The sequence below is a fragment of the Ferrimonas sp. YIN67 genome, from assembly GCF_057219095.1.
Genome location: NZ_JBXVVJ010000001.1, coordinates 824,071 through 850,441 on the forward strand (window position 1 = coordinate 824,071; position 26,371 = coordinate 850,441).

General features: G+C 57.8%; 24 protein-coding genes. 10 read left to right on the plus strand and 14 right to left on the minus strand.

Going from position 1 to position 26,371, the window contains the following annotated elements; genetic code table 11:
* The first annotated feature begins 18 nt into the window (after nucleotides 1-18).
* On the plus strand, nucleotides 19-2,178 hold the full coding sequence (locus AC2D8U_RS03170) for a PAS domain S-box protein (RefSeq protein WP_484617590.1): 2,160 nt from the start codon (nucleotides 19-21) through the stop codon (nucleotides 2,176-2,178).
* Nucleotides 2,179-2,187: 9 nt separating this feature from the next.
* Here the strand turns inward: AC2D8U_RS03170 and AC2D8U_RS03175 are convergent, their stop codons facing one another.
* The 6 genes from AC2D8U_RS03175 to epd form a co-directional block, all read right to left on the minus strand.
* Nucleotides 2,188-3,516 carry a tetratricopeptide repeat protein gene (locus AC2D8U_RS03175; protein ID WP_484617591.1) on the minus strand — a complete coding sequence of 443 codons (1,329 nt, stop codon included), beginning with the start codon at nucleotides 3,514-3,516 and terminating at the stop codon, nucleotides 2,188-2,190.
* A 282-nt stretch (nucleotides 3,517-3,798) separates the two neighbouring features.
* The gene (locus AC2D8U_RS03180; protein ID WP_484617592.1) at nucleotides 3,799-4,434 is read right to left on the minus strand and encodes a hypothetical protein; all 636 of its coding nucleotides are present in this window, start codon (nucleotides 4,432-4,434) and stop codon (nucleotides 3,799-3,801) included.
* A 401-nt stretch (nucleotides 4,435-4,835) separates the two neighbouring features.
* Nucleotides 4,836-5,552, minus strand: coding sequence for a DUF481 domain-containing protein (locus tag AC2D8U_RS03185; RefSeq protein ID WP_484617593.1), 717 nt, complete (start codon nucleotides 5,550-5,552; stop codon nucleotides 4,836-4,838).
* Nucleotides 5,553-5,669: 117 nt separating this feature from the next.
* Nucleotides 5,670-6,737 carry a class II fructose-bisphosphate aldolase gene (fba, locus tag AC2D8U_RS03190; protein WP_484617594.1) on the minus strand — a complete coding sequence of 356 codons (1,068 nt, stop codon included), beginning with the start codon at nucleotides 6,735-6,737 and terminating at the stop codon, nucleotides 5,670-5,672.
* Between the two features lie 89 nt (nucleotides 6,738-6,826).
* A complete protein-coding gene (locus AC2D8U_RS03195; protein ID WP_484617595.1) occupies nucleotides 6,827-8,005 on the minus strand; it encodes a phosphoglycerate kinase in 1,179 nt (392 codons plus the stop codon).
* 12 nt (nucleotides 8,006-8,017) lie between these two features.
* Entirely contained in the window at nucleotides 8,018-9,052 is a 1,035-nt protein-coding gene (epd, locus tag AC2D8U_RS03200) for an erythrose-4-phosphate dehydrogenase (protein WP_484617596.1), read from the minus strand.
* 187 nt (nucleotides 9,053-9,239) lie between these two features.
* Here epd and AC2D8U_RS03205 point away from each other — a divergent pair, with 187 nt between their 5' ends.
* The 4 genes from AC2D8U_RS03205 to AC2D8U_RS03220 all read left to right on the plus strand — a co-directional run bounded on the left by AC2D8U_RS03205 (nucleotide 9,240) and on the right by AC2D8U_RS03220 (nucleotide 12,303).
* A complete protein-coding gene (locus AC2D8U_RS03205) occupies nucleotides 9,240-9,929 on the plus strand; it encodes a pseudouridine synthase (protein ID WP_484617597.1) in 690 nt (229 codons plus the stop codon).
* A 54-nt stretch (nucleotides 9,930-9,983) separates the two neighbouring features.
* The gene (locus AC2D8U_RS03210; protein WP_484617598.1) at nucleotides 9,984-10,655 is read left to right on the plus strand and encodes a potassium channel family protein; all 672 of its coding nucleotides are present in this window, start codon (nucleotides 9,984-9,986) and stop codon (nucleotides 10,653-10,655) included.
* Nucleotides 10,656-10,742: 87 nt separating this feature from the next.
* Nucleotides 10,743-11,576: a CvfB family protein gene (locus tag AC2D8U_RS03215; protein ID WP_484617599.1), complete on the plus strand. Its 834-nt coding sequence runs from the start codon at nucleotides 10,743-10,745 to the stop codon at nucleotides 11,574-11,576.
* Between the two features lie 112 nt (nucleotides 11,577-11,688).
* Entirely contained in the window at nucleotides 11,689-12,303 is a 615-nt protein-coding gene (locus AC2D8U_RS03220; RefSeq protein WP_484617600.1) for a LysE family translocator, read from the plus strand.
* 17 nt (nucleotides 12,304-12,320) lie between these two features.
* On the opposite strand, the gene AC2D8U_RS03225 is transcribed toward AC2D8U_RS03220, so the two are convergent.
* Nucleotides 12,321-12,557 (minus strand): DUF3389 domain-containing protein, encoded by a 237-nt coding sequence (locus AC2D8U_RS03225; RefSeq protein ID WP_484617601.1) that lies wholly within the window; start codon nucleotides 12,555-12,557, stop codon nucleotides 12,321-12,323.
* Nucleotides 12,554-12,985: a hotdog fold thioesterase gene (locus AC2D8U_RS03230; RefSeq protein ID WP_484617602.1), complete on the minus strand. Its 432-nt coding sequence runs from the start codon at nucleotides 12,983-12,985 to the stop codon at nucleotides 12,554-12,556. The genes AC2D8U_RS03225 and AC2D8U_RS03230 overlap by 4 nt, the downstream gene beginning before the upstream one ends.
* Before the next feature lie 143 nt (nucleotides 12,986-13,128).
* On the opposite strand from AC2D8U_RS03230, the gene AC2D8U_RS03235 reads away from it, so the two are divergent.
* Nucleotides 13,129-13,605: a DUF2947 family protein gene (locus tag AC2D8U_RS03235; protein ID WP_484617603.1), complete on the plus strand. Its 477-nt coding sequence runs from the start codon at nucleotides 13,129-13,131 to the stop codon at nucleotides 13,603-13,605.
* Nucleotides 13,606-13,660: 55 nt separating this feature from the next.
* Here the strand turns inward: AC2D8U_RS03235 and AC2D8U_RS03240 are convergent, their stop codons facing one another.
* Complete coding sequence (locus tag AC2D8U_RS03240; protein ID WP_484617604.1) at nucleotides 13,661-14,896, minus strand: GGDEF domain-containing protein; 1,236 nt, start codon at nucleotides 14,894-14,896, stop codon at nucleotides 13,661-13,663.
* Between the two features lie 140 nt (nucleotides 14,897-15,036).
* Here AC2D8U_RS03240 and AC2D8U_RS03245 point away from each other — a divergent pair, with 140 nt between their 5' ends.
* Nucleotides 15,037-15,234 carry a YgdI/YgdR family lipoprotein gene (locus tag AC2D8U_RS03245; RefSeq protein ID WP_484617605.1) on the plus strand — a complete coding sequence of 66 codons (198 nt, stop codon included), beginning with the start codon at nucleotides 15,037-15,039 and terminating at the stop codon, nucleotides 15,232-15,234.
* A 194-nt stretch (nucleotides 15,235-15,428) separates the two neighbouring features.
* Here the strand turns inward: AC2D8U_RS03245 and tkt are convergent, their stop codons facing one another.
* From tkt to speE, 4 genes are all read right to left on the minus strand, one after another.
* Nucleotides 15,429-17,429: a transketolase gene (gene tkt, locus AC2D8U_RS03250; protein ID WP_484617606.1), complete on the minus strand. Its 2,001-nt coding sequence runs from the start codon at nucleotides 17,427-17,429 to the stop codon at nucleotides 15,429-15,431.
* Nucleotides 17,430-17,643: 214 nt separating this feature from the next.
* Nucleotides 17,644-18,504, minus strand: coding sequence for a DNA ligase (locus AC2D8U_RS03255; RefSeq protein ID WP_484617607.1), 861 nt, complete (start codon nucleotides 18,502-18,504; stop codon nucleotides 17,644-17,646).
* Between the two features lie 224 nt (nucleotides 18,505-18,728).
* Nucleotides 18,729-20,645, minus strand: coding sequence for a biosynthetic arginine decarboxylase (speA, locus tag AC2D8U_RS03260; RefSeq protein ID WP_484617608.1), 1,917 nt, complete (start codon nucleotides 20,643-20,645; stop codon nucleotides 18,729-18,731).
* Nucleotides 20,646-21,506 (minus strand): polyamine aminopropyltransferase, encoded by an 861-nt coding sequence (speE, locus tag AC2D8U_RS03265; protein ID WP_484617609.1) that lies wholly within the window; start codon nucleotides 21,504-21,506, stop codon nucleotides 20,646-20,648.
* A gap of 509 nt (nucleotides 21,507-22,015) precedes the next feature.
* Here speE and metK point away from each other — a divergent pair.
* Complete coding sequence (gene metK, locus AC2D8U_RS03270) at nucleotides 22,016-23,170, plus strand: methionine adenosyltransferase (RefSeq protein ID WP_484617610.1); 1,155 nt, start codon at nucleotides 22,016-22,018, stop codon at nucleotides 23,168-23,170.
* An 83-nt stretch (nucleotides 23,171-23,253) separates the two neighbouring features.
* Here the strand turns inward: metK and AC2D8U_RS03275 are convergent, their stop codons facing one another.
* A complete protein-coding gene (locus tag AC2D8U_RS03275; RefSeq protein ID WP_484617611.1) occupies nucleotides 23,254-24,456 on the minus strand; it encodes an MFS transporter in 1,203 nt (400 codons plus the stop codon).
* A 177-nt stretch (nucleotides 24,457-24,633) separates the two neighbouring features.
* Here AC2D8U_RS03275 and AC2D8U_RS03280 point away from each other — a divergent pair, with 177 nt between their 5' ends.
* A complete protein-coding gene (locus AC2D8U_RS03280) occupies nucleotides 24,634-25,797 on the plus strand; it encodes a hypothetical protein (protein WP_484617612.1) in 1,164 nt (387 codons plus the stop codon).
* Nucleotides 25,798-25,858: 61 nt separating this feature from the next.
* Nucleotides 25,859-26,347 carry a SprT family zinc-dependent metalloprotease gene (locus AC2D8U_RS03285; RefSeq protein ID WP_484617613.1) on the plus strand — a complete coding sequence of 163 codons (489 nt, stop codon included), beginning with the start codon at nucleotides 25,859-25,861 and terminating at the stop codon, nucleotides 26,345-26,347.
* The last annotated feature ends 24 nt before the right edge of the window (nucleotides 26,348-26,371 follow it).

Consider the following 26,371-nt stretch of genomic DNA (forward strand, 5'->3'; position numbering starts at 1 on the left):
ATGTGCACGGATGTTAAAGTGTCTTCGAAGGAATCGTTACAATTTGGCCTAAAAGAGGTTCTGGTTCGACACGCTCAACATAACCGCCGTCACCCTGCCTCCTTTCCCCTGCAGATCGCCCTGATGCTGGTCTTGGTCCTGGGGGCAACCTACGCCATGTTATATTTCAACAGCGAGATCCTAACCAGCCGCCTCACGAGCAAACGCTTTGCCGAGATGCAGCTGTTCAGTGACAGGATCAACGAGTCCCTGTTACGCCAGGAAGGCTCCATGCAACTGCTCAGCCAGTTTAGCAACCTCGCTTCCCTCAAGGATGCCTTCGACAAAAAAGGCACACAAGACACCCTCGAGCAGCTCCAGCGCAAGATGGCCCATTTCCAGTCCCTGACCCTGCTGGCCGCAGATGGCACCCCGACCATCCAGGTTGGCCCCCCCCCCACACTGGCGATCTCGACACAAGAGATCCAACTTAGTCGACAGGGGCTGGATCCGGGGGAGATCTATACGTCCCAGCTCTATCTCAATACCAAAGAGCGGTTGGCGTATCAGTGGTTGCTCGCCCCCCTGCCCAACAGCCCCGATGAGGCCAAGTCACTGCTGGCGGTCATCGAGATCAGCGATCTGTGGGAAAGCTTCTATACCTTCAATGGTGCCAATATTCTCCCGCTATTGCTGGTGGATGAAAACGGCTTCTATATTACGCTTACCGGTCAGGAGGAACTCGCACAAAGCCCGATAGCAACGCGCTTCCCCCGTCTGTGGCAGGCCATGGGCAGCAACAGCTTTGGCCAGTTTAATCAGGGCCCATACCATTTCGTCTACCTCCAGCTCCGCCCGGACAACGACACCCCTCTCTATCTGCTGTCCTATGTCGACGAACGTTCACATAAGCCGCTGGAGGATCGCTATCAACTGCAATTTTTTATCCTGACCCTGGCACTGATCCTGGTTCTGGCGCGCCTGATGTGGCGGCGTCGCTATGAACACGATCACCGCCTGGGGCAGCAGCAGGCAGAAACCCTGGCTGAGCAGCTATACCAAAGCAGTAATGCCACCATGCTGTTTGATACGGACGGCATTTGCCAAAGTGCCAATCAGGAGCTTTGCCAGCAATTGGGCCTCGGCGCAGACCAGTTGAAAGAACGCCGCTTCCGCCGCCTGTTTGACAGCGATCCCCTCAGCATCGACATGGTTTGGCAGCTGGCCCGTTCATCCGGTTACTGGGAAGGCCAGCTGTTTCTGCGCAAACAGCCCAAGGTGGCGCTCAAGGTGCAACTGCGCAAACTGCCCATGCAGAACAGGCACAACCTGATGTTGCTGTACATCGAAGAAAATCGGAAACAGTGGGCACAGGCACAACAGCTCAAGCAGCTCACCCAGCTCTGTGACGGTGCCAGCGGCTTGGCGCTACTGGATCTAAAAGATACCATCCTGACCTGCAATCCAGCCATGCGTCGGATCTGTGGTCAGCCACAGGACAAACTCACTGGCCAGCGGTGGCAACAGTTCTTGTGCCTGTTCAATGAAGAGATCCGTCTAACCCTCGCCAAGCAGCTCAATACGCGTGGCTACTGGCAGGGCCCTTTGTGGCTACGTCGCGGAGATGGTGATGTGATCCGCTGCTTAGCGAACCTTCAACTAAGCGATCCCTTGGGGGGGGAAGAGCCTTATCAGGTGCTGACCCTGACGCCACTGGAAAATCTGGCCGTGAAAATCGAGGGACAAATCGAGTACGGTGGCGTCACTCGGCATAACCTGGCTCAATGGGTGCGCCAGCACCCGGAGAAAACCGCCAGCCTGATGGTGCTGGAGTTGGAACAACCCGGAGTGCTCAACAGCTTTGCCGACGCCGACACGCTGCTCTATCAGCAACATAAATTGCTTTCCCTGCTAAATGGGGCCCTACCCAAGGAAGCATTACTCGGTGATGAGCTCCGCACAGGTGAGCTGCACATCCTGTTACCGGGCTGGGACGACGGTCAAACCACCTGTCTGGCAGCCAACCTGATCAAACTGCTCAAATCGGCAGAGCTGGATCACGAGCTGGTGATCGGCCTGGCAATCCGGCAGGACAGCCTAAGCTGGGAGGCGATGCTAGGGCAGGCACAAGCGGCGGTACAAAGGGCCAAGATGAGTGGCCAAGCCTATTGTCAGGCCTTTACCCGTACGCTGACGTAAACGGTTCGCTCACAGGGGACCATCCCTGACACCGTCATCCATCTTAGCCACCTTGGCGAGAAAGGAGCGATAGGGTTCCAGTTCGGCATAGGGCGTGGGATCAAACCCGCCTTGAACGGACAAAGAGAGGCTATCAAACGCCGCGGCTTTTTCGCCGAATTGCCATTGATGCTCAGCCAAAGTGGCGTTGAGCCAGGCTGGGTTATCGGACACAGCGGCCCCCTGCCGCAAAATGGCAAAAGCCTCTTGCCATGCCTCTCGCTGCACCAGCAGATAGCTCAAATTGCTATAAGGCTTGTGGCGATAAGGCTCCAAATCGATGGCATGACGGTATTTCAATTCCGCCTCCTGACTCTCTCCCATCGAATGCAGGGCCAATCCCCAGTGATACCAAGCCTCCCAAAGATCCGACTGCAGTGCCGTCGCCAGGACCAGGGATTGCACCGCCTGTGCCACCTCCCCCTGCTCCATCAGCACACTGGCCAGCCCATTATGGGCCAGCGCTTGATTGGCATTAAGCACTAATGCCCGCTCAAATTTCTCCTTGGCCTCATCGAAACGCTGCTGACGCGCCAAGATCTCCCCCCACATTACCAAGGCCAGATCCGCATCTTCGCGCTCTTGCGCCACCATTTGGCCCAGCACTGACAGGCTGAGTTCATCCTCGCCATTGGCCCAGTAGTAACTGGCCAGGACATAGGGATCGATCTTGAGCAGCAGCGCCTTGGCAGCCTGGGCGACCAAGCGATCAAAATCCTCATAGGGAAGCTCGGGGTTACTGACCGGCTGACTCACCAGGATACTCTCCTGTTCACTGACACTCAGCTTCAGCTCAAGCACGGTGCGCTTGTTCATCAGGTGGCCGGATATGGCCCGGTTCTCAATGCCCAGCACCATACGCACCAGGGACTTCAAAGAGTTGAGGGAGACGCCAAAGAGCACCACATCCTGGGTCACCTCCGGCTGCTCCGACTGCACGGCATTGAGTCCGGTATTGCTCCAGCCATCTCGCTGGATCCGGGCGATCTCATCACTGAGTTGCCAGGAGACCAGATCTTGCGTCAGCCCATCCAGATGAAAGGACTCAGGCACAGCGATGGGCTCGATGATAAAGCTGCGCTCAAACAGCCCATCGACGATGGAGAGAAAGGCGATGCCGACGGTAATAAAGCCCATCAGCTTGGTCAGCAGAGCAAAGATCCGACTCAAGCGCCGCTCGATACGCACCAGCCCCACATCGCGAAGGCGAACCCAGCCCTTTACCAGGGCAGACAGCGCCCTTTTTCCCCACGCCCGCGGCGCCACGTGCCCCGGGGCCATCTCCTTATTCGCGTCCATTGCTCTCCCTGCGTTTCACGCTGCCCTTGTCTCCCGTAATCACGACCAATAAGAAGGCTTGCAAGATGACTAAGCGAACCCTGAGGATAGAAACGGCTTAAAAGTCATGACGGCCGATATCAAACAGATGCATCCTCTTTCGAGCCACCGTCTCAGACTCACTTTGACCTCACAAGAGTAACTGGAGGACATTCAATCCAACCTCTGCCAGGAAGCTCTCAGCCTGATAAAAAGCGATAAAGAACGACAGCACAGAGATTGAAAAAAAGAATTTCATTTCTGTCATTTACTCCTAACTGGTATTTTGGCTTGACCGCAATGTGGGTCACCGTACAGGAGAACGATCTCAATAGGAAACGGAACAGAGACATTAGTTCTGGTCAAAAGGAAGCCATTTTGTAACCCCGCCGGCTTTCCACCCACCTCGATATGACTTATGAAGGGGCTACACGGGGTCATTTCAGAAAATGTCGTATAGAAGTTTGTTGTTCTTGTTTTATCGTCCCAGCAGGAGGCGCTGAGATTGGTGTTTCCATATGTCCAACCATACGGCTTAACTTGATAGGCAGAGTGTTTGAGCCATGCCTTGGCTTGGCTTACCCCATCTTCATCATCTTTACAGACCGCGATATTTAACGGTGTGTAGTCACTTAATCTATTGCTCCTATTTTCTCCTTGGTTAAACCAAACATAAACCAGTAATTCATCATCTGGGACGATACCATCACTGTCATTCACAATATGGCCCCACTTGTTTGATATGACTTCTTTCTTAAAGTCATCATTACTGCTGCACTTCTGGATTTCTGTTATCACTTTATCCTTATCCCCGTAGTGACACCGGTACCAGGTGGTTGAGACGTTGGCGTCTTGCTTCATATTATTGGCATCAGAAGTAAGAATATAAAAGTTAGGCATAATTCATCCTTGAATTGAATGGATAGGCTGTCAAAGCAAATGGAATATATTTCCCTTAAGAAACGATCAAATCGTCGTAAATAACACTCGTACAAAAATGTTCCATTTGGCATATAGAACAGATAAAACATGCCTGTGGTCAAACCTCTACACAAGCCAAAGGGCCGAGTGAGCAACGATACACACTGGTAACGTCAGTCCCTTGAAGCTTAGGATTAAAATCGCACATTACCACCCTATATTAGGCTTAACATCGAAGCATGGAACCCTGCCCCTCACAAACTTACCCCATACTTCGCACAAAAGACCCCCCTTCACCATCAATATCCCCTGAACCGAAAACGGGGCCTCAGCCCCGTCTCAATAGCAATGGAACACTGTGCCTCAAAGCCGACATCGCTTTAGAACTTGTACAAGAGCGTCGCCACCAACTCGGTGTCAGTACTCTGTTTGCCGACAACGGGATCACTGTTGTGCTTGACGTTGTACCCCAGCTTCATCGCCAAATTACCCACCAGGGCGGCGCTAACCGAGGTCTCGCTGCGACTGATGGTGGCACCGTCAAAGGCGTAATCTGAAGTCAGCAGCTGCTTGAACTCGGCGCTATCGGAAAACTGCCACCAGAACTCCGCTTTGGCCCGAAGGATCGCGTCCTGTTCATCCTCCACGCCAGGGTTTTCCGCTTCATCCACTTTCTTATAGCTGTAACCCGGACCGGCTTCGGCGATCAGCGTCATGCGCTCTTCATCGATGAAGCGGTGGCCATAACCCAGTGCTGCAGTCAGTACATATTCGTAACCGGAGAAGTTGTCGACCTCGCCACTGGCCATGCCAAACACGTAATGTTTACCGGTCGCAGGATAGTTGGATTGCACCAGGGCGTAATAACGTTCCGCGGAGCGCACATTGCTGTCTTCGGCATAGAGCGTTTCCAGCAGGTACTGATTGGTGAACTCCCCGATGCCGTGCTTACTGTCCAGCTTTCCCTTGATGGAGGTGGTTTCGGTATTCCCTGAAACGATGGTGGCCCCCAGCTCTGCACTGCCCTCGAAGGCGGCCAGGGATGGTACGGATACGATGGCGGCACAGGTGGCAGCCACGACGGACAAATATTTCATGCTTTCTCCCTGCATTCCCAAATTGATGCCAGACCGGCGACATCATGATAACAACTTGAAATCGCAATGCATAAAAAAACGCCTGCGATGGCAGGCGTTTCTATTCGGACGGTCAATTTAGAGGTTGACCTTGGGATCCAACTCGCCAGTTTGGTAGCGCTTGTACATCGCCTGCAGGGACAGGGGCTTGATCTTCGAGCCCTGGCCGGCACAGCCAAACGCTTCATTACGCTGCTCACAGATCGCCGCCATCGCCTCCATCGACTGCTTGAGGAACTTGCGGGGATCAAACTCCGCCGGATTCTCCGCCAGGAACTTGCGCACCGCCCCGGTGGAAGCCAAGCGCAGATCCGTATCGATGTTGACCTTACGTACGCCGTGCTTGATCCCTTCGACGATCTCCTCGACCGGCACGCCGTAGGTCTCCGGGATGGCCCCCCCATACTGGTTGATGATCTCCAACCACTCCTGTGGCACCGAGGAGGAGCCGTGCATCACCAGATGGGTATCCGGAATGCGGGCATGGATCTCCTTGATACGATCGATCCTGAGTACCTCACCCGTCGGCTTCTTGGAAAACTTGTAAGCCCCATGACTGGTACCGATGGCGATCGCCAGGGCATCCACCTTGGTGGCAGAGACGAAACGGGCGGCTTCTTCTGGATCGGTCAGAAGCTGCTCTTGGCTGAGCACCCCCTCGGCACCGACTCCATCCTCTTCACCGGCCATGCCGGTCTCCAGGCTGCCCAGACAGCCGATCTCCCCCTCCACCGATACACCGCAGGCATGAGCAAACGCCACCGTCCGCTGGGTCACCTGGACGTTGTAGCCGTAATCGGCAGGCGTCTTGCCATCGGCACGCAGGGAGCCGTCCATCATCACAGAGCTAAAACCCAACTGGATGGAGCGCTGACACACATCCGGCGACGTACCATGGTCCTGGTGGATGCAGACCGGCACATCCGGATACTGCTCCAGGGCGGCATTCATCAGGTAGCGGAGGAACTGGGGGCGCGCGTATTTACGTGCCCCGGCGGAGGCCTGCACGATCACAGGCGAGTCGGTCTTTTCCGCCGCCTGCATGATGGCCCGCATCTGCTCCAGGTTATTAACGTTAAAGGCGGGAACACCGTACTGGTGCTCGGCCGCATGGTCCAGCAGTTGACGCAAAGAGATCAAAGCCATAGTTAACAAACTCCGTGTAATGAAACCGCCCCACCGGCAAAGGCAGAGAGAAAAAAAAAGGCCGGCATAAGCCGGCCTCGAGTAGTGTCTTACTCCGCTGCGCGCGCCTGCAGCATGGCAACCGCGGGCAGGGTCTTGCCTTCGAGGAACTCCAGGAAGGCACCACCGCCGGTGGAGATGTAAGAAACTTTGTCAGCAATATCATACTTATCCACTGCTGCCAGAGTATCACCACCACCTGCGATGGAGAAGGCGTCGGACTCGGCGATTGCCTGAGCAATGCGCTTGGTGCCTTCACCAAACTGATCGAATTCAAAGACGCCGACCGGACCATTCCAGACGATGGTGCCGGCATTTTTCAGGATCTTAGCCAGGGCCTCTGCGCTGTCCGGACCGATATCGAAGATCATGTCATCGGCTTCGGTCTCGGCAACATCCTTGAGAGTGGCCACGGCGCTTTCGGAGAACTCCTTGCCACACACCACATCGGTCGGAACCGGGATGTCACCGCCATTGGCCTTGGCATCGGCGGTGAGCTTGTTGGCTTGGTCGATCAGATCGGCTTCGTACAAAGACTTGCCCACAGGATGGCCGGCTGCCGCGATAAAGGTGTTGGCAATACCGCCACCCACCACCAGTTGGTCCACCTTGGTGGACAGGGACTCCAATACGGTCAGCTTGGTGGAAACCTTGGAACCACCAACGATGGCCACCATCGGACGGGCGGGGTTGTCCAGGGCTTTACCCAGGGCGTCCAGTTCGGCTGCCAGCAGAGGACCGGCAGCGGCCTGAGGGGCAAACTTGCCCACGCCGTGGGTAGAAGCCTGGGCGCGGTGTGCGGTACCGAAGGCGTCCATCACGAAGATGTCACACAGGGCCGCGTAGGCTTTGGCCAGGGTCTCGTCGTCTTTCTTCTCGCCTTTGTTAAAGCGCACGTTCTCGAACACAACGACTTCACCGTCGGCCAGCTCAACACCGCTGAGGTAGTCTTTTTCCAGGCGCACATTGGCGTCCAGCTTCTCGTTGAGGTAGTTGGCAACCGGCGCCAGGGAGAACTCCTCGGCGTATTCGCCTTCGGTAGGACGGCCCAGGTGGGACATGATCATCACCTTGGCGCCTGCTTTCAGGGCGTGCTCAATGGTTGGCATGGAAGCGCGCAGACGGGCATCGGAGGTGACCACACCGTCTTTTACCGGTACGTTCAGATCCTGACGGATCAGGACACGCTTGCCGGCAAGATCCAGCTCGGTCATCTTCAAAATGTTCATAAGAGTGTTTCCTCAAAGGTTTAAGTGAATTGAATTCTTTTTGTCTGCCATCGCCAAGGCGGTGTCGAGCATGCGGTTAGCAAAACCCCACTCGTTGTCACACCACAGCAGCAACTTGACCAGATGGCCATCGGAAACCCGGGTCTGAGTGCCATCCACCACAACAGATCTGGGGTCATGATTAAAATCACAGGACACAAGGGGGGCTTCGGTATAGCCCAGCAGGCCGCTCAGCGCACCATGGGCAGCATCCTGCAGCACCCGGTTTACACTGGCGATATCCACCCTCTGTGTCAGGGTTAAAGAGAGATCCATCGCGGTCACATTGGTGGTGGGCACTCGCACCGCGATGGCTTCCAATTTGTTATGCAACTGGGGCAAGATCCGCTCGATCCCCCGCGCCAGCTTCGTGTCCACCGGAATGATAGACTGGCTGGCCGAACGGCTACGGCGGAGATCATCATGGTAGGCGTCAATCATCGGCTGATCGTGCATCGCCGAATGGATGGTGGTCAACGCCCCCCGCTCAATGCCAAAGGCCCGATGGATCCGATCCAGCACCGGCACCGAGCAGTTGGTGGTACAGGACGCATTGGAGACAATACGTTCATCGCCCGTCAAGGTATGGTGGTTAACGCCGTACACCACGGTGGCATCCACCCCCGCGTCTGCCGGATGGGCGATCAGCACCTGCTTCGCCCCAGCGGCCAGGTGCGCCTCGCACTCGGCGGCGGTCTTCAATACGCCGGTGCACTCAAGCACCAGATCGATCCCCAGCTGCCCCCAGGGCAGCTGGCTGACATCACTCTGCCGCAGCAGCGCGATCCGGTCGGAGTCGATGACCAAGCCTCCTTCGTCCTGCTCGACAGAATGGGCGAAGCGGCCATGGGTGGAGTCATATTGAAGCAGGTGAGCGATCCCCTCGGGCTTGGCCAACTCATTGATGGCTACGATACGGATGCGCTGCCGCAACCCCCGCTCATACAGAGCACGGAGGGTCGAACGGCCGATCCGGCCAAATCCATTGATGGCAACACGTAATGTCATAGCGGTCTGATTCTATTTTTTACTGACCAAATCTGAAGGCCTGCGAACGTCCGGTGTCAAAGCGGGCGCCAGTTTATCTCAGTTTAGGCCCCAGCCCCAAGGCATTCGAGCGACACTCAGCAAAGAAAAAACGTTAAACTGCGAACCTTGGCTCAAACCCACTCACGGGCGGATAAAAAGTTCAGCGATGCGATTAGACCGATTACTGGGGCAACACCCCACCTGGAGCCGCCGTCATGTTCGCCTGCTGCTGGCACAGCAAAAGGTACAGATCGATGGCCTGACCGTCAGTGACGGCACGGAAGAGGTCACTCCCTATCAGCGGGTCGAGGCCGACGGCCAGTGCCTCCAGGCTGGCCGAAGCGCCCATTACCTGATGCTCAACAAACCCGCCGGGTATTTGAGCGCCACCTCTGATCCCCTTCATCCAACCGTCATGACGCTGTTACCGGCCGAACTGGCTGATGAACTGCATATTGGCGGCCGACTCGACCGAGCCAGCACCGGACTTTTGATCCTCACCAACGACGGTAACTGGTCACGGCGCCTGACCGCTCCGGAGCTGAAGAAACCCAAAACCTACCGGGTCACCCTGGGCCAGCCGATCCATCCGGATACCGCTCGCATGTTTGCCGAAGGGATCCACTTCCCGTTCGAAGGGATCACCACCAGTCCCGCCCAGTTGGAACAACTGGGAGAGCGGGAAGCCCGGCTGACCATCTATGAAGGGCGCTATCACCAGATCAAGCGGATGTTCGGCCGCTTTCGCAATCCCGTCGTGGCCCTGCATCGCGAGTCCATGGGACCGCTGCAGTTGGGCGATCTGGCCAGTGGACAGTACCGCAAGCTGACCGCCGAGGAGATCGCCAGCGTCTAAGCCAGGCACTGTTCTACACTGTTCGAGACCCGATAGCCTGACCGAGCGTGGCCTATGAAAGCTTGGATAAACGAGAACAACAACTGCTATTTCCTGACCGGGGCCCTGGTGCTGCTCTTGATCAGCACCTCGTTGGAACAGGTCATGCCCAGCGGTCTGTTGGAAAACACCTTGCAGGGGCTCACCCTGCTTACCTTTATTACCTGTCTTAGCAGCCTCAAGTTCGAACCGGGCTGGCGGCGCTTCCTGAGACTCCTGATCCCCCTCTGGCTCCTGCTGGCGTTAACCAAGACCTGGCTGCCATTACCCTTGTTCGACACCCTGGCGCTGGGGCTGATGATCCTGTTCTTCTTTGGCACACTTAAAGCCACCGCCCGCCAGGTGCTGTTCAGTGGACAGATCAGCCACAATCGAGTGCTGGGCTCCCTGGCGCTGTTTTTATTGCTGGGATTATTGTGGGCCCTGCTTTACCTGCTGATCCTCGAGTTCTCTCCCGAGGCGTTCAACGGTATGAACCAACGCCCCTGGGGCGACAACTTCAACACTGCGGTCTATTTCAGTTTCGTCACCTTGACCACGCTAGGGTTTGGTGAGATCACCCCGTCCCACGCAGTCGCTCAGACCGCCGTCTACCTGGAGGCCATTGCGGGCGTCTTCTATCTGGCGGTGGTGGTGGCCAGCCTGGTCAGTGCCCACGGCAGCCATATTGAGGATGAAACCGACTAGCATAAGGACAAGCAGGGCAGCGATGGGGGCGAAAACAGGGTATACTTCGCGCCCTTTCCTTTATGGCAACCACGACAGGCAGATCCCATGGTCAAGATCGGACAAACCAACACCCTTACCGTCACCAAACTGGTGAGCTTCGGCCTCTATCTGGACGGCGACGACCTGGGTGAGATCTTGCTGCCCAAGAAATACACCCCCAAAGACGCCAAGGTGGGTGACAAACTCGAGGTGTTCATCTATCTGGACTCGGAAGATCAGTTTATTGCCACCACCCAGAAGCCCAAGGCTCAAGTGGGTCAGTTCGTCAGCCTCAAGTGCAAAGAGAACAGCCGGGTCGGCGCCTTCCTGGATTGGGGCTTGGACAAGGATCTGCTGCTGCCCTTTAACCAGCAGAAACGCCCGATCGAAGAGGGCCAATACACCATGGTGTACCTCTACGTCGACGAGCACACCGACCGTATTGCCGCCACTGCCAAGCTGGACCGTTTCCTCGATATCACCCCGGCCAACTATCAGGAAAATGAAAAGGTCCGGGTGGTGATCGCCGGTAAATCCGATCTGGGCTACAAGGCCATCGTCAACGATGCCCACTGGGGCGTGATCTACTACAACACCGTATTCAAGCCTTTGAAGATCGGTCAGCGCATGCCAGGGATGATCACCAAGGTGCGCGAAGGCGGTCGACTGGACGTCAGCATCAATCCGCCGGTCAACAAGCAGGTAGATCGACTGGGTGAGCAGATCCTGGCGTACCTGCACAAACAGCCGAACGGCTTCGCACCGCTCTATGACAAGACCGACGCCGAAACCATCAAGGCGGTTTTCGGCGTGTCCAAGGGTGTGTTCAAACGCACCATCGGCAGCCTGTACAAAGCGGGTCAGATCACCATCCTGGACAACGGCATTGAGCTAAAGTAACGCCCCCGTGCCCATCCGAGCCGTCAGCCCATCTGGCGGCTTTTTTCTGTTCGGCCACTCTGGCATACTCTCGCCGCCATTTTACGCCCATCGCCCATCAACGAGTTTGCCCATGATCGATCCCACCACTTTGGCCCTGTTTATCCCAACCTTCTTTGCCGTCTCCATTACCCCGGGGATGTGCATGCTGCTGGCCCTGAGCCTGGGGATGAGCATAGGTCTTCGTCGCACCCTGCCGATGATGGCCGGTGAGTTGATTGGAGTCGCCCTGGTCTCCCTGGCGGCGGTACTGGGCGTCTCGGCCCTGATGCTGCAGTTCCCCATGCTGTTCACCGCGCTCAAGTGGGTCGGCGGCGCGTACCTTATCTACCTGGGCTGGCAGATGTGGCGGAGTCAGGGTCAATTGGATCCGGGCGAATCAGTGGAGGCCAATGGGGCAAGAAGCCTGTTTAACCGGGGACTGGTGACCGCCATCGCCAACCCCAAGGGCTGGGCCTTCATGCTGGCACTGCTGCCCCCCTTTATCCACGCCGAGTTGCCGCTGGTACCACAGATCAGCGTCCTGCTGGCGATCATCCTGCTGTGTGAGCTGGTGTGCATGACTCTCTATGCCCTGGGTGGTGCCAGCCTGCGTCGTCTGCTCAACCCACGTAACGTCAAGCGGGTGAATCGCCTCTCCGGCAGCGTAATGGTGGCACTGGGCGCCTGGTTGATCCTCGGTCATTAACCCCCATGGGGCGTTGGTTAAACGCCCCTGATCTCCAGCCCAAGCTCCTGAGCCAGGGTTGCTATCTGCTCATCGTTATCAAGCCGTACCGACCAGCTGACGCCACCACCAAAGCCGGTGACCACGTTGGCGATCCCCACCAGCTGAATGTTGTCGGCCGCCGCCTGAAAGGTGATGCGTGCAGGCCCATCCAACCTCACCATCAGTTCGTTGGGGTTGGCGATCAGGGTCCCCTGGGAGAAGATCAGCTTCACACTTTGCCCTTATGCTTACGCACCGCCATGGTCAGGCGGCTGATACACACCAATTGTGCCTGTTCATCCCGTACTTCGATCTGCCACACCTGAGTCGTTCCCCCCAGATGGAGAGGGCTGGCCTTGCCGTAAACAGTGCCACTGCGCTTGGCCTTGAGATGGTTCGCGTTGATCTCCACCCCGACACAGTAGTGCTCGGTATCCACACACAGGTTCGCGGCAAACGAGCCTACGCTCTCCGCCAACGCCACCGAAGCCCCACCATGCAGCAAGCCCAGGGGCTGATGAGTGCGATGATCCACCGGCATGCTCATGGTCAAAGAGCGGTCGTCAACCTCGACCACCTCCATCCCCAGTTGCTGCACCAGGGTACCTTCTCCCCGGGCATTGAGCAGAGAAAACTCCAGTTCACGTTTCCAGATCGCCATTATCACTCCTGTTTGTACTGCGAAAGAGGCAGCATACTGGTTGATCCCAAGATGCCACAAGCGGAATAAGGCTCGGTCCAGCGGCTATGCTCTGTTACAGTGTGCGCCAAACGCCGACGATCCCGACGAATCCTGTTATTACCATGATCAAACACACCGAATTGAGCCAATATCCCTTTGCCTGGGTCTTCAACCGCGCCGATCTGAGCGTCAACGAAGAAGACAAGGCGGCGATCCAGCCCCTGACCCCTCACTACGCCAAGCAGGTCTGGCAGCAGAATGTCAGCACCGATGCGGTGGATCTGGAACGCCTCGACGAGAGTGACTGGCTCAGCCAGGCATCCCTTTGGCCCCACCAGTGGCAATGGGACAGTGCGTTTGAATCTGAAGAAACCGAACTGCCGGCCGAACTCCACGGCTTCCTGGGCTGGGATCCGCAAACCATCGTCTTCATCTGTTACGACGATCAGCACATTATCGAAACACGCTACGCCGTACTGCGTCGCAACTGGAAGGCCTTCCTGTTTGCCGCTGAGCAGGCATTGATCGTCGGACGCCGACGCAACGAGGCCCTGTGGTTTGTCGATGAACAATGGGTCAAGCTCGGCAGCAAGAGCTAATCGACTTTCATGAAAAGAACAACGCCCGTCGTGAACGGGCGTTTCTGTATTTGACTCAACTGGCCCGGGCCATCCGCACGCAATTTCGGCCCGCCTTCTTGGCGGTATATAAAGCCTTATCGGCGGCCTTGATCACCGCTTCTGGCTCGCTCAGTTCACCGCTGCGACCCGCCACCCCGAAACTCAGGGTGATCTGGACCTGTTCTCCGCCACCTGAGCCTCGCTGCTGACGCCCCACCTTGCCGTCCTCGGGGCGCTCCTGCTGACGACGCACCACAAAGGGATACTCGGCAATCTCTTCCCGGATGGCGTTAAGGTAACCCCGGCACTGCTTGGGACTCTTGCCGGGAAACAGGATGGTGAACTCCTCACCCCCGTAGCGGTAGACCCGCCCTCCCCCCTTAACCATGCTCAGGCGGGCTGCCACCAGTTTCAGCACCTCATCGCCGACATCATGCCCATAGGTATCGTTAAAGCTCTTGAAATGATCGATGTCCGTCATTGCCAGGGTGTAACGCCGTCCCAGACGTTTTAGCGCAAGGTTTAGCGATCGGCGGCCGGGTATGCCGGTCAGCTCATCCAGGAAGGCGATCTGATGACCATGCTGCAAGACCAGCACGAAGATGGCGATCCCCAGGGTGGTAAACAGGCTGGCGGCGATCAAAGGGCGGGCAAATCCCAAGGTCATCAGGATCAGGCCAACGATGATCAACAGGGCGGCCAGATCTCCACTCTGACCCCGGTTGAGATACAGCAGCCAGATCCCCAGGGCAAACATCAGTTGCCACAACACCAACAGCAAAGGTGCAGGGCTGAAATCCAGGAAGGTGAAGGCTCGGGGCTCAAGCCAGAAATACAACGCCAGGCTGCTACTTTGGTTCTTGGTCAACAACACCAAGATCACCAACGCGACCACTCCCATCACCCAGTGGATAATGCCCTTGCGATGAAAGGGCGAGCGATCCGGCATCAGCGCGACCACCAGGGCAAAAGCGGGCCCGAGTAATCCCATCAACCAGAACTCCAGGGCTACCTGAGGATCCTGCAAACTGGCCCCCAGGCGCTGCTGGATCAGGCCATACATCACCATGGCCAGCAGGATCTGGAAGCCGATCCGTCCCTGTTGATAGACCTGACTGAGCGCTAGGGCCGCCAGCAACGTCAACCAAGGCGCCGCCTTAAGCAGAAACACCTGCTCCGGGTATTGCATCACAACGAAGCCTGGCAACCAGAGGGCCGCAGGCAACAACAGCATCAAGAGAACAAGAATGGTGCGATCAGAGGCATTCACTTTGGCGCAGATCCCTTCCAGGCAAAAAGTTAACTTACGGATTTACTTTACTATTTGTCTCTGCCCATGGCGACAAAACCAGACAAAACCTAAATTCCAGTCGTCATCGGCTACACTCTGGAGGAACCTAGGAGCCCCCTATGCGATTAGCCTCCCTGTTGTTACTTCTCCTGCTGTGCGCCTGTGCTGGAGACTATCTGGTTGCCACCCATGACGGTCGCCTGTTTCTGTCTGACAACAAACCACAGTTACAAGGCAACAACTACGTCTTTGTCGATGAGCAAGGCCGGAAGCAGCGCATTCCCAGACAGGAAGTGCAATCCATCGATAAACGCTGAGTCCTACCCTGGAGCATGAACGCCTGAGTCGTTTCCAAACCGGCGCCAGTTACTTTGCTCCCTGCACTCAAGGGGCTCTCTGGTTGTTTGGCAATGCCCCTATGTTCATCGCTCCCCGGTCCGCACCAAGGTGCCAAAACGACACTGCCCCGGCAAAAGCCGGGGCAGTGTTATCTCATCGATGATCCCGAAGATCAGTCCGCCAGCAACTCGTTGGCGGTATCGACGATGTTCTCGACGGTGAAGCCGAACAGCTTGAACAGCTCACCCGCCGGGGCAGACTCACCAAAGGTGGTCATGCCGATCACGCGTCCGTCCAGGCCAACGTACTTGTACCAGAAGTCGGCGATCAGCGCTTCCACGGCGATACGGGCGGTCACGTCAGAAGGCAATACGGACTCCTTGTACGCCGCATCCTGCTTGTCGAACACGTCGGTGGCGGGCATGGAGACCACGCGTACCGCCTTGCCTGCCGCTTCCAGCTCGGCCGCCGCCTTCATCACCAGCTCCACTTCAGAGCCGGTCGCGATCAGGATCAGCTCCGGCTTGCCGGCACTGTCCTTGAGCACGTAGCCGCCCTTGGCCACATTGGCCAGGGTCTCGGCATCACGAGCCATAGGCTCCAGTCCCTGACGGGAGAAGATCAACGAGGTTGGGGTCTCGGTGCTTTCGACGGCACTGCGCCAAGCTACTGCAGATTCCACGGAATCACAGGGACGCCAAGTGCTCAGGTTCGGAGTCATACGCAAGGACGCCACCTGCTCCACCGGCTGGTGGGTCGGGCCATCTTCACCCAGACCGATGGAGTCGTGGGTATAAACAAAGATGGTCGGCTGCTTCATCAAGGCCGCCATGCGTACGGCGTTACGCGCGTACTCCATGAACATCAGGAAGGTGGCACCGTAAGGCTTAAAGCCGCCGTGCAGGGTCACACCATTCATGATGGCGCTCATGCCAAACTCACGCACGCCGTAGTGCACATAGTTACCGGCCATCTCTTCGGCCGTGATGGACACGGAGCCGGACCAGTTGGTCAGGTTGGACGGGGTCAGATCGGCAGAGCCGCCCAACAGCTCTGGCAGTACAGGGCCGAAGGCGTTCAGGCAATCCTGAGACGCTTTACGAGTGGCTACCTTGTTGGCATTGGCCTGCAGATCGGCAATGTAGCCTTCGACATGGGCCGTCCAGTTTTGGGGCAACTCGCCAGCAATACGGCGCTTAAACTCGGCTGCGAGGGCAGGATGGGCGGCGGCATAGGCGGCAAAACGCTGGTCCCAGGCCGTTTCAGCCTCGGCACCGGCAGCCTTGGCATCCCAGGCTTCATACACATTAGCCGGCACTTCGAACGGCGCATGGTGCCAACCCAGGAAGTCGCGGGCCGCGGCGATCTCTTCATCACCCAGCGGCGCACCGTGACAGTCGTGGGAACCGGATTTATTCGGGCTACCGTAACCAATCACGGTTTTGGTGCAGATCAGGGTCGGCTTACCGGTCTCGGCACGGGCGGCTTCGACCGCGGCTTTGATCGCCTCGGCATCGTGGCCATCAACCGCCGGGATCACATGCCAGCCGTAGGCTTCGAAACGCTTCGGCGTATCATCGGAGAACCAGCCGTCCACCTCACCGTCAATGGAGATCCCATTGTCATCCCAGAAAGCGATCAGCTTACCCAGCCCCAAAGTGCCAGCCAGAGAGCAGGCCTCGTGGGAGATCCCCTCCATCAGGCAGCCATCACCCATAAAGACATAGGTAAAGTGATCGACGATCTCATGACCTGGACGGTTGAACTGGGCACCCAGCACCTTCTCGGCCAGCGCCATGCCGACGCCATTGGTGATCCCCTGACCCAGAGGGCCGGTGGTGGTTTCGATCCCCGGGGCATAACCATACTCAGGGTGACCCGGAGTGCGGGAGTGCAACTGGCGGAACTGCTTGAGATCATCAATCCCAAGATCGTAACCGGTCAGGTGCAACAGAGAGTAGATCAGCATGGACCCGTGCCCATTGGACAACACAAAGCGGTCGCGATCGGCCCACTCTGGATTGGCAGGGTTATGCTTGAGGAAATCACGCCAAAGTACTTCGGCAATATCCGCCATGCCCATGGGGGCACCGGGATGGCCTGACTTGGCTTGTTGTACGGCATCCATGGACAATGCGCGGATCGCATTGGCAAGCTCTTTACGGGAAGACATCTTGGCTCCTGGTACAAGGAATTATCATTTCTGGTCGGGGCATATATTCCCCTCTTGGACACAAAGACGCAAATCGGTTATCCAATTTTGTTGCCTAGCGGTTAACTTTCACGCAAAAAGGAGTTTATACCAGTTGCGCGTGTTTATTGCTTCTACCTGCTCATGGCACAGAAATTTCGCATGATTTCCATTACCCCCTGCCCCTACACCGCCATTAGAAGCTGAGATAACGGCGCTGGAAACGGGCAAACTTGGGCAAGCCCTTCGCCGTACGACCATTGAAGCGGTAGGTGATCACCGCCCCGACCGGCGGAGGCTCTCGGCGCTGACGATCACTAAACCCCGTGCCAATGCGAAAACGCCGTCCGGCGGGATCTTCCACCAGCAACGACCCCATCATGCCGGCATACTTGCCTTTGCCTGGAAGGTGCGCGATCACCACGGCCTCGGCGTCTTCGAACACCTTAAACTTGAGCATCCCGGGATCCCGCCCGGCCACATAGCGCAACTGACGATGGCGCAGGATCAAACCCTCTCCTCCCTGGCTCGCCACCCGTTCCAACTGCGCCTGCAACTGGGCCTGATCGCTCAACTCATAGTGGGCAACCCGCTTGAGATGGCCCAGACCGAGTTGCCTGATTAAGCGACCAAGTTCTTGATAGCGCTGCTCAAAAGGCTGACTGCTGGCGGGCAGATCGAACAACATAAAGCTCACTCGACGCCAGGCCTCTTCATCAGGCACCGAATCCCGCACGATCCCCATCAGGGTCTCGAACTGCCCTCGGGCAACCCATAGCTCACCATCCAGGGCCACGGTGGGCAGAGGTTCGGTGAACCACGCCGGTGCCACAATCGGGTTACCGGCCCGACTCCATAATGCCCGACCATCCCAGTAAGCCCGCATGCCATCCAGCTTTTCACTGATCAAGTAGTGTTCCAGGGGGATCCCCTGTTGATAGGTTCGGGCCAGCATCAGTGGCGGCTCGGGCGCTGCACTGAGCCAAGGGGGAGTGCCGCTCACAGCAACCAGGGCGGTGATCATCAGGGAACGAATGTAACGTTTTTCGTACGACATCTGCGTTGCCTCCATGCATCGACTCTGCCTGGATCCTAATCTAAGGGCGCCAGCTTGCCCCCCGCCCTACTCCATCTCCCCCAAATGCGTTCATCAGGCTTCGGCTTCCGCTCCTGAGGCCCATGTTCAGACGTCGTCGGAACATGGGCCTGTCCCTTAGCCGTTAGCTGCCATACAAAACAAAAAAGGCCCAACCGGGCCTTTTTAGATCACGAACCGCCCTTTCAGGGCTCCAGGTAGGTATACCCCTGCAGGCCCGCTTCCAACTCCTCCAGGAACTGGCGCTTCTGCGCTTCATCCAGCGGTTGCTGTTCGAAGCGGGAGCGATACCGCGCCAGGATCACCTTGGGATCCAGATTGACGTACTCCATCACCTCGGCGACGGTCGTCCCCGCGATCTCCTCGACGATCTGTAACTGCCCCTGATCATCCAGCCGCACATCCACCACCTCGGTGTCGGCAAACAGATTATGCATATCACCGAGGATCTCCTGATAGGCCCCCACCATAAAGAAGGCGATATGATAGGGCTTCTCGGCCTGCCAGGCGGGCATCGGCAGGGTCGTCTCGATCCCCTGACCATCGACATACTGATCGATGGTGCCATCGGAGTCGCAGGTGATGTCCAGGATCACCGCGCGACGATCCGGCTGTTTGTCCAGACCCGACAAGGGCAGCACAGGGAACACCTGATCGATCCCCCAGGCGTCCGGCAGCGACTGGAACAGGGAGAAGTTGACGTAGAATTTGTCGGCCAACTTCTCGTTGAGATCGTCGATGAGCGGTCGATGAGCGCGATTTTTCGGCGACAACTGACGGGCCACATGCCAGGACACCTGCAGATGTACCTGCTCAGCCCAAGCGCGCTGGGTCAAATCCAGCAAGCCATAGTTGTACTTGGCATGAACGTCCGACAGATCATTGAGGGTATCGTGGTAGATCTCCCCCAACGCCCGCACATCCGTATTGCTGCGGGCCTCCTCCAGGGTCTGCCACATGTTATGCAGCACCATGGGCGCCTCGGCCTCGGGGGCCGGTAAGTCTGACTCGGGGGAATAGGCCTCCACCCCGATCACATCGGCGATCAAAACCGCGTGATGGGCTGTCATGGCCCGACCGGATTCGGAGATAAGCCGGGGATGGGGCAGGGAGTACTGCTTACAGACATCACCGATGGCATACACCACGTTGTTGGCGTACTCCTGCAGGGAGTAGTTGACCGAGCAGCTGCTCTGGGAGCGGGTCCCTTCGTAATCCACCCCCAGGCCGCCACCCACATCCACCGTGGTGATCGGGGCGCCCAGCTTGCGCAGCTCCATATAGAATCGGCCGCACTCGGTCAGTCCTTTCTGGATATCGCGGATATTGGACATCTGGCTGCCCAGATGAAAATGCAGCAGCTGCAGGGCATTAAGCCGATTTTCCTGGCGAAGACGCTCTAACAGCTTGAGGATCTGCATTGCCGACAGGCCGAATTTGGACTTTTCACCGCCGGAGGACTGCCACTTGCCCTTGCCCTGAGAGGCCAGGCGGGCACGGACCCCGAGCTTGGGGATCACGCCCAGTTTGCGACTCTCCTCCAGCACCAGATCCAGCTCCGACATTTTCTCAATCACCAGATAGACGTCGTAACCCATCTGCTGGCCGATCAGGGCCAGGCGCACGTATTCCCGATCCTTGTAACCGTTACAGACGATCACCTGGGCCGCATCCTGAGCCATGGCCAGGACTGCCATCAACTCGCCTTTGGAGCCCGCTTCCAGGCCCAGCTGCTCGCCGCCTCCGGCGATCAGGCCGTTAACCACGCTGCGCTGCTGATTCACCTTAATGGGATACACCGCCAGGTAATCCCCGTCGTAGCCGTACTCGCTGATCGCCTCACGAAAGGCACCACACAGGCTCTGTACCCGGCTATGGAGGATATCCGGGAAACGCACCAGCAGCGGCAGCTTGGCGTCCCGCTGGGACACCAGGGTGTCGGTCAGCGCGGCCAGATCGATGCTGCGTGCCGGGTTACCCTGCTCCGGGCGCACCTCCACGTTGCCATGGGCGTTAATATGGAAGAAGCCCTGCCCCCAATAAGGGACGTTGTACAGATCCAGGGCGTTATCGACGGTCCAGTTCAATGCCGGAGTCTCCAATCAATCGATCTTGGCCAAACGGTCGACCAGGTATTGCGGCAGGGCGAAACTGCCGGTATGGATGGCCGGGTTGTAGTAGCGGGTCTTAAAGCCAGCCTTGGCAAAGCGCTCGGCGATCACTTGTGTGGACAGCTGGCGCAGCTGCGCGTTGTCAGACGCCCAGGCCAGGGACATGATCCCGCCGATGTAGGTCGGGATCGGCGCACAGTAGAAGGTGCGGTCGGCGAAGAAGGGCTGGAGTCGCGCCTTGGTGGTCTCCGCCTCATCCGGCTGCATGAAAGGGACGCCGTTTTGTGCCACAAACACACCGCCCTCGGTCAGGCAGTTCTTGCAGCCCTTGTAGAAATCGGACTCGAACAGGGCTTCCCCGGGACCGATGGGATCGGTGCAGTCGGAGATGATCACATCGAACTTCTCGGTGCAGTTCATCACGAACTCTTTGCCGTCACTGATCACGACATGAGCTTTCGGATGGTCAAAGGCCCCGGCACTGTGGTTGGGCAGGTGCTGCTTGCACATCTCGATCACCTGCTGGTCAATCTCCACCTGAGTCACGTGCTCCACCGACTCATGGCGCAGCACTTCGCGCAGAATGCCGCCGTCACCACCACCGATGATCAATACGCGCTTGGCGTTGCCATGGGCCAGGATCGGCACATGGGTCAGCATCTCATGGTAGATAAACTCGTCGGCTTCGGTGGTCTGGATCACGCCGTCCAGGGCCATTACACGCCCGAATCGCTTATTTCTGAAGATGATCAGTTCCTGGTGCTCCGTCGGGGCACGAAACAACACCTCTTCCATCTCAAACTGTTGGCCGTAGGTCGGGTACAGGGTTTCCAGGTAACGATTGTCGCTCATGGCGTTATCTCCTCAAGCTGCGCGAGGGCGCAGGGGCGGTGCAAAGGCATAAAGTAAAGCATGACCCACGCCATACAGTGTGGCGCGTTTCATCAAAAAAAGGCGATTCGAAGAGATGACCTTGGGGTCATTACGGGGTTGGGGAGTACGAAGCAGGAGAACAGCGGAGCGGACAGACGACAGAGTCATGCCGGTAAAACACCAGTATTTTGCCGTGCAAGCCTTGCCCACACGGCTTACGCCTCGAGAACCATAACGCCCATAAACCTCAAAATCAGCTAAAAATCAGTCAGCAACATCTGCTGAGGCGCGCATTTATACCCCCTTTAGTGGGCAAAATCCAGCGGCTAAAACTGCGACTACACTTGAGAGCCAGACGAAGCTTTACAGGCGATGGTGAAAGGTTTTGATCCGCCGCACTGGAATTGACGTCAAAAATCCATAAAATAGCCGTCCAGATGTAGATGCTTCTACACGCCTTTCAGTTTAGATAGACGAGAGAATTTCCTATGGCACGTCACCTGTTCACCTCTGAGTCGGTGTCCGAAGGTCATCCAGATAAAATTGCCGATCAGATCTCCGATGCGGTATTGGATGCGATCCTGGCTCAAGATCCTAAGGCTCGTGTAGCCTGCGAAACTTATGTGAAGACCGGCATGGTCATGGTCGGTGGCGAAGTGACCACCTCTGCCTGGGTTGATATCGAAGAGATCACCCGTCAGACCGTCCGCGACATCGGTTACATCCACTCCGACATGGGCTTCGATGCAGACTCCTGTGCCGTACTGTCCGCCATCGGTAAGCAGTCTCCGGACATCAACCAGGGTGTCGACAAAGCCGATCCGCGTGAGCAGGGTGCCGGCGATCAGGGCCTGATGTTTGGCTATGCCAGCAACGAGACCGACGTGCTGATGCCAGCGCCGATCACCTACTCCCACCGTCTGGTGAAGCGCCAGGCCGAAGTGCGCAAGAACGGTACCCTGCCGTGGCTGCGTCCGGACGCCAAGTCCCAGGTGACCTTTGCCTACAACCAAGATGGCACCATTGCCGGGATCGACGCCGTCGTGCTGTCTACCCAGCACTGTGACACAGTGACCACCGAAGATCTGCGTGAAGGCGTGATGGAAACCATCATCAAGCCGGTACTGCCGCAGGAGTGGATCACCAAGGACACCAAGTTCCACATCAACCCTACCGGTCGCTTCGTGATCGGCGGTCCTATGGGTGACTGTGGCCTGACCGGTCGTAAGATCATCGTCGACACCTACGGCGGCATGGCCCGTCACGGTGGCGGTGCCTTCTCCGGTAAAGATCCTTCCAAGGTTGACCGCTCTGCCGCCTACGCCACCCGCTACGTAGCCAAGAACATCGTGGCCGCCGGCCTGGCAGACCGCTGTGAGATCCAGGTTTCCTACGCCATCGGCGTGGCCGAGCCGACCTCCATCAGCATCGAGACCTTCGGCACCGGCAAGCTGTCTGAAGACAAGCTGATCGCCCTGGTCCGCAAGCACTTCGATCTGCGCCCCTACGGTCTGATCCAGATGCTGCACCTGGAGCGTCCAATCTACCAGCCGACCGCCTCCTACGGTCACTTCGGCCGTGTCGAGTTCCCTTGGGAGCAGACCGATAAAGCCGAAGCCCTGCGCGCCGACGCCAACCTGTAAGCTCAGGTTAACAACAAAACGCCCGGCTCTCGTACGAGAGCCGGGCGTTTTTTATGGTGAGAGGCTCAAACCGTCCCTCCTCCTCAGATCTGAGCCAGTTGCGCCTGGTGGACCCGGTTGCGGCGTGAGAGCCCCGCCACCAACAGCACCATGACACCATAGATCAGGCCCGAACCTGCCACCACGCCGTCCCAGGCGAAATTCTGCCAGCACCACAGCAACCAGAAACCGCCGAAGCTGCCGCCAAGATAGTAATGCACCAGGTACAGTGCCGTGGCGCCCGCCTTGGCATACTTAGCCTCTCGTCCAACCCAGGCATACGCCAGGGCATGGACCAGGAAGGCACCGGCACTGATCACCAACATCCCCAACACCATGGCCCAAAGCGCGTCGCTTCGCGCGATCAGCACTCCGCTAAAGGCGAGCAGGGTGCCCAACAGCATGCCGGACAGGGGGCCAAATTTCAGGCTCCAGCGGCCGGACAGGCTCGAGGTAAAGGTCCCCGTGATGTAGCAGATGAAGATCAACGAGGTCACCGCCAGCGGCAGGCTGTGGGGCGGCGCCACCAGGCGAAACCCCATGGCAGAGAACTGGTTGACGAACAGGGCAAAGTTCAAGGCGCCGATCCACATGGCCAGAACCAGGCGGGGATCGGCCAGATGCCGGAGGGTGCTGCGTAAGGACGCCCCGAGACTGGCATGGCTGGGCGTAAACTGGCGGTCCTGCGGCAACCAGCGCCAGACGCCGATCAGGGCCAGGGCACTGAGCCCCCCCATCACCAACAGGGTGCCTTGCCAGCCGAGCAGATCCCCCAGGCCACCGCCCGCCAAGCGGCTGAGGATCCCGCCGATGGAGTTGGCAGCGACAAACCCACCGACGGCGATGGCCAGGGCTTTGGGCGAAAACTCTTCGGCCAGGTAGGCCACGGTCACGGACGCAAACCCGGCCAAGGTCACCCCCATCACGGCCCGGGCCAGGGCCAGTTGCCAAAATGCCTGAGCCAGCGCACCACCGGCGCCAATCACCGGGATCAGGGTCAGGCTTAACAACATCACTCGGCGACGGCCTATCCGCTCGGACAACAACGCCCAGGGCAACAGGGCCAATGCCATCCCCAGGAAGCAGGACGCATGAGCCCAGTTGGCCTCACTTGGGGACAGGGCGTAGCGTTCGGCCATCTGTGGCAGCAGGGGCTGGAACAGATACAGGTTTCCGAACACCATCAGGGCGCCCAGAGTCAGTGCCCGGCGGGCGGCGTAATAGGCTTTTGAGCCGACTTCAATCATGACATTAACTTAAAGGAGGGAGAGTACAGGCACAGGATAGCAATCGACCACGAGGGAAAATAATCAAACTTGTCATTGTTAAAATAGCGGGACCTTATGATCCCGCCTCAACGAGGTTTGCCCGAACGGACAGATCCCAGTACCTTGAGCGATATCAAGGGATGACTGGGCAAGGCGATGAAAGGAACGGGCAGCAAACTGGGGCTTGGCATGATGATGGCAATGATGGGCTGGCAACCGAGTGCCCAAACCCTAGAACTGAATACCGAAGAACTGAGGCTGCCGCACGCCCAGGCCCAACTGGAGCCGGTACTTCATCGATACCAATCGACCCTCTCCCCCATGCTAAAGCGGTTTCGGACCGAGCAAGCAGAACTGCCTGCCACCCAAACCGTGAGCGAGGGCGGACGCGCCTTGTGGCAGGCCGCCGTGGCGGACGTACAATCCGGTCATCTTGATGATCGCCCGCTTTACTGGAGCCGCCTGAGCGCCCGCCAGGCCCTAAAGTCTGAGCAACCCGCCTTCGCCCTGGCATCATGGCAAAGAGAGATCCTGCTCAGCAGTCTCGAAAAGGCATCCCGAGGGATGAGCGACATCCAGTTTGATGACGATGCCCAGGTTCGGATCCTGCTCACCGGCTTTGATCCATTCCAATTGGACAGAGCGATCGATCAATCCAATCCTTCTGGAGTGGCCGCATTGGCCCTGGATGGTCAGCGCTGGCAGCTGGAAGGGCAAAAGATCCAGTTGGAGTCTGTGCTGATCCCTGTGCGCTTTACCGATTTCGATCAGGGTCTGATCGAGTCCCTGCTGACACCCTACCTGAGGGACAATCGCATCGACATGCTGCTCACGGTATCCATGGGACGTGAGCAGTTCGATCTGGAGCGCTTCCCTGGCCGCCAGCGCAGTGCCGCCGCACCGGACAACCTCAATGTGCACACCGGGGCAACCCAAACGGCCCCATTACCCCCCAAGCTCAACGGCCAGCCCTTGGATGGCCCCGAGTTTGTCGAGTTCAGCCTGCCGACAGAGGCGATGCGGGGTGCGCCTGGCCCATACCGGATCAACGACAACCGACGGGTTATCACTGCTGAGGGGAGTATCGAGGCCCCCAGCCTGGCCGCCCTGGAGGGCCAACTCGCCGTATCCGGCTCCGGCGGTGGCTACCTGTCCAATGAGATCAGTTACCGCAGCGTCCTGCTCGGCCAGTTACTCGACAGCAAGGTGCGGATCGGTCACATCCATACACCCAAATTACAGGGCTATGATGAGCAGACCCATCGCGCCATTCTCGAGCAGCTTGAAGCCATGCTACACCAGGCCGCGCTCGCCCTATAACACCTGAGCATCAGGGCCGAGGGTGGTATACTGCCGCCCTTGGAATTTCCCACCCGATACCATGAAGTACGATACCCTCCTACGCAACAGGCTCACGGCCGCGATAGAACAGGCTTACCACAGGGCCGAACAGCAGCTTCAGCGCACCTTTCCTCGACCAACGGTCAGCCTGGCGCTGCGAGGCCAAAGTGCGGGGGTGGCCCATCTGACCGAAAATCGCCTGAGATTCAATCCAGTCCTGTTGGCGGAAAACCCTGAGTCCTTCCTGCACGAGGTTGTTCCCCATGAGATCGCTCACCTGCTGGCCTATCAACTCTACGGCAGGGTCAAGCCCCACGGCCCGGAGTGGCGCGGCCTGATGCGCGATCTGTTCGCCCTGGAGCCCAAGGTTCGGCACAGCTTTGATGTGTCCAGTGTCGCCCCAACGACCTACTCCTATCGGTGTGAGTGTCAAACCCATCAACTGACGATCCGCCGCCACAACAAGGTCGAAAGGAAACAGGCCCAATATCACTGCCGGCACTGCCAGGGCCTGCTGGTAGCTTGCTGAGAGTTCTCGGTCGCCTTTTCTCTC